The following is a 4700-nucleotide window of genomic DNA, read 5'->3' on the forward strand; positions in this document are numbered from 1 at the left end:
AGACGTCTCGTTTTGAGGAACGGGCTCATGTGGCATCTGTATTTATAAATCGACTCTCGAGAGGTATGAGATTGCAATCTGATCCGACTGTTATTTATGGTATTTTTGAGGGAGGAGATAAGCCATCGGATAGACCAATTTATCAGTCTGATCTTTCTACAAAAACACTTTATAATACCTATCTTGTTGATGGTTTGCCTCCGAATGCTATCTCTAATCCAGGTCGTGCGGCTTTGCAAGCCGTTGCTAACCCATTGCATACCGATGATTTATACTTTGTAAGTGATGGTATGGGAGGACATTTGTTTTCTAAAAATCTTAAAGATCATAATATAAATGTACAAAAATGGCGTAAGATGTCTTTGACAGATAAATCTTGATTTTTGAGAAATATTTTAATTTAAAGCATTAGTAAGTATATTTTTCTCTATTATAAAGTATATACAACGAATTTTTATGATATTATTTGTGGGCATCATGAGGGAATGGAAAGGCTTGTATGAATATACATATAAATCCTAGAATACCACTCGACAACCATTGCTCATGATTGATTTTCTTTCAAGATATGGCATGCAAATTTCGAATATTAGAGATAAATAGATTATATCTTCTGTATATGATAGTGTTATAGAGAAAAGAAAAACAAGCTTTGCTGAAGCTGTGACATTGATCGTAGTAGTGTGCATGGAAGAGACAGCAATCCTTTAGAATACATGCGGAAGAACATTAAAACCTCATCCCAAAAAGAGTTTGATGCACTTCAAGCCAAGCTAGATTCTCTTCAAGAAGTAGTAGACGACAAGCTATCGAAAATAGAAGACAACATCAACAAACACTTAAAAGGTCGATTGGCGTTAATGCTTATGGCTGGATCGATACTACTAAACAAAGCACGGAGGAGGCTGTGTGGAGTTTTCCTGTTGAGAATTATTCTGTATACATGAGGGATTGAACGGGATTCTACAAGCTTTAAGCGTTCCGCAGAACGTTTATCCAAAACTTGGAAGTGTATAGGGGTGTCTCACTATCAAAAATACAATAGGTTCACCTCATGCTTTCAGGAAGTGATTGATGACTAAGAAAGCTGAAAAAGACGTAATACGGAAAGAGTTCGGCGCTTTTTCATTTAACCACAAAAAGGAGACTTCAGATCAATAGACACGCTAACATCCAGAATGGACAAAATACATTAAAGATTCAAGGATGAGAGCTGCAAACAAAAAGATCAGAGATAAGAAATAACAAAAAGCATTGATGATCTTTTAGACCTTTCGCAAGCGATTGAGTGGTTCGTATCTTCCTTAAAAAAATGGTAAACTCTGTATCAGCCATTGTATATGGTCTATTATATTTTCAGAGTTGGTTTAACAAATGATCGCTTCTTTTATCGCGAGTGGTACGTCAAGGTTTCTGCTGCGTTTCGTTTTCTCTTCTATCTTTAATTTGTATTCAAACCGCGTTAAACACAAGCAACATGTTGAAATATTAAAGCTTCAAAGCAGGACTGATCTGACTCTTAAAAAGCTTGAATCTGATGCGTCACTAAAGATGGCTAGGATTGAATCCCACAAGATTAAAAAAAGAGAGTAGATAGTGGCTTTGAATGATTTAATACGTCCATTCGTAAGGGTTTTTTAGGTTTTCCTTCTATCCTTCGTAACCTATTATCTATTTATTAAAGGACGGCACCCCTATATATTTGCTGAACATCTTTTAGAAAGAGGTCATTTCTATCATTTTGATCTTCTGGTTTACGGATGATATTGTGGGGCAAAATCATCAACCAGTGATTTTACCGGAACTAAGATATGTTTTTTTCAACTCTCGTTTTCTATTAAGTGAGGTATTTTCAAACGACAATGCAATCTATTGAATAGGATAAGATGAAGTTTTATTTTGCTAAGATTCAAGGGAAAGTTCAGCTTTTTTATTTGAGATAAAAGAAGATGTCCCAGCCAAGTTTAGCAAGAATCAAAGCTCACAAGGTCAAAAGCGGTATCAAATGGGTAGATGATTTTAATGCTTTTTAGCCTATCCGCTACAGCTCTTTTATCCATCATGATTTTGGTGGAGTGTGAAAAAAGGAGCTATAACAACCGAACCTTTTATTGATCCTGGCTGAGTCCTTCCACACAAGAGATCATCGCCTATATCATTGGGTTCTCTGGTATACGGATAACATTGTTAAGTATAGGAGCAAGAGAGATTAGAGTATACTCAGCATTTTCCTCTTGCACCGTTTAGAATTTTGATTTTCTCTATAATTTATAGTTCTGATTCAGCTATAAAATTCATTTAATTGTTATCTAGAGTCGATGTTTGTAAAGACATGAGTCTCAGGCGAAGAATGATATGATATGTTATCTTGAGGCTTTAACGATGAAGAATAGTTCTTCCTGCTAATATTTCTACTACTACTACTACTGTTACTATTACTATTATTACTAGGACTCTGAATTGATACTATCAGGTCTAACAAAGAGGGACTTCTAATCTCTTCAGGTGTAGTTTCTGGATGATTTATAGGATCTGTCTGTGCAGTTTCTAGCATGATTCTTGGAGAACTTTTCCCTCTTAACTCTTCAGATCTAGCTCTTGGAGACCTAGCGTTGAATGGTTTTGCGAAACAAAGCCTGGCTAGAGTTATAACCTGGAAAAATCAAAACACTGATTATTATTGATGTAGCTGTCAATATATTTTTCATCTTTTAACTCCATATTTTTTTAAACTGTAATTCAATAGCGTGTATAAGGAAAGATATTAATAGATATGGTTGTATTTGAAAGTTTATTAATTTTATTCCCAAGTTTATCAAATATTCTTTTTAGACGAGCATTATAATAATCTTAGATGTTTATAATTTCTTTGGGTGGCAAGTTGTCCATTTGTCTTTTGGTCGATATCATGTTCGTATTCTCTTTGCATTTTTCTATAAAAAGATAGGAAAAAGATGCGTTAAATGCGTGTCTCATCCCTAAAAATGGATGGACAAAACAAATAAAAACATTCTGTAAAAACAATATCTTATTTTTTCATACCTATCGTAGTAGGAATCATCTTTACTTCAGGAAGGAAAGGATATCAAAGAAAGCACACTTATCATAGAGAGACAAAAAACATTATCCCATATCTAAAATGGAGATTGAATGTAGCTATTTTCGGAGAGGGTTAGTTTGTTTTATTCCTGGAAGTTACGATTATAATGAGTATCAATTTCCAGTTAGTGTGTATATGTGTAGATTCTTCTGACAAAGACAGAAATAATTCTCAGATTAGGTACTAAACGTGCAGAAATTCTTGAGGTTGAAGTCTTGCTCTTGGGAAAAAAACAAGTTATTAATACTAGATGAATGTTGGTATGGATATACAATTTTTTGGGCCCGTAGCTCAATGGTTAGAGCCAGCGGCTCATAACCGCTTGGTTGGGGGTTCGAGTCCCTCCGGGCCCACCATGCTTTTGCCAAGATCTTAGAAAGGATTATTGGATGTGAGGTGGGTTATAGTTTTTGGCACTGAGAGCAAGAGTATTATTTGAGTTTATAAAGTATATATCATCCCGTCTCATCTCAACTGTACGGCGAAGGATATCGTATAAAGTGGAGAGTATCCGGAAAGCATAAGTTCTTGATTGCGGTAAGCTCTAAAAGATCGTGATTGATGCCGGATGGTTTGCATTGGAGGGAGAAGGATGCTGTTGCTCTATGGCTTTATACTTCAATCCTACTCTTTTGAAAAAAGTTGATGAACCAGAATTTCCCATTAGATCTGCTAACTGCCGATGTCGTGATTGAGTTAAGAGGGGATTTTTCGGAGATCGATTTAGGTTATTTGGTTGGCATTGAAGCTGATATCCCTTTTTAGTAGGTTTCTTTCGGATATTGAATATTATTTTTCGTTCGAAATATTCGAGGAATCAGAAGCCGAATGCCTGCAATTATGTGCCAAAAGGCACCTCTTCCCAATACAAGAAGGTATTACGCTAAATTCAAAGAAGTGGTAGCTAAAGGCAATGAAGAGTACGCCAAGGCTTATAAAATCCTGCGATAAATTCAAGGAAAGCAGATGCATAATCCATGGAGTATATGGCGTGTGCGAATTTATTTTTTGAGGGAATTTCTTCTCAAAGGGAAGACATCACTGTAGGCAGATAGAATTAGTGTTTTATCCCACTTTGGATTGATCTTTTTTGAAAAATATAATTTTACACTAAGAGATACGCTATGTCTCGGATTTTATAATTAGAATTATACAAGTACAGTACTTCACATGTATATCGTTTAAAATGGCTTTATAAGTCCAAGGAAACCTTTTTATAAATCTTCTGTATTTATTAGAACATAAGTATTGCAAAAATTGATGTTCTATATCCAAAAATGCGTAGCATATTCCCATATTTTAGAGCAGCGATAAAGCGCTTTGCATTGCATGTTTTCCAGGAAAATAGAAGATTATCCTCGAAGGAAAAATATTCCTGCACAAAATAAACTCAAAAGGATTTTGCCAATCAATCTTATGCGTAAACACCTCTGGTTAACGAGAATATTTTTTTGTTATCTACATCAATATCTTTATCAAAGTTGATACTTAAACTGAATATTTTACTTAAAAAATCTGGTTAAATTTTTTTATACTCAATGTTTATATAAAAGATTGTCACGATCAGAGACAGTCTTTTTCAGCAAAAGAAACATTATTT

Annotated in this window: 2 protein-coding genes and 1 tRNA gene; all 3 read left to right on the forward strand. The window is 34.8% G+C overall.

Annotated elements, in window-relative coordinates; all coding sequences use genetic code 11:
* Nucleotides 1-380, forward strand: a 380-nt coding sequence (gene mltG, locus H0G72_RS03630) for an endolytic transglycosylase MltG (RefSeq protein ID WP_182017422.1), incomplete at its 5' end; no start/stop codon positions are given.
* 336 nt (nucleotides 381-716) lie between these two features.
* Nucleotides 717-947 carry a hypothetical protein gene (locus tag H0G72_RS03635; protein ID WP_182017423.1) on the forward strand — a complete coding sequence of 77 codons (231 nt, stop codon included), beginning with the start codon at nucleotides 717-719 and terminating at the stop codon, nucleotides 945-947.
* 2433 nt (nucleotides 948-3380) lie between these two features.
* A tRNA-Ile gene (locus tag H0G72_RS03640) sits at nucleotides 3381-3456 on the forward strand.
* The last annotated feature ends 1244 nt before the right edge of the window (nucleotides 3457-4700 follow it).

The sequence above is a fragment of the Candidatus Liberibacter sp. genome (assembly GCF_014048425.1).
Taxonomy (GTDB): Bacteria; Pseudomonadota; Alphaproteobacteria; order Rhizobiales; family Rhizobiaceae; genus Liberibacter.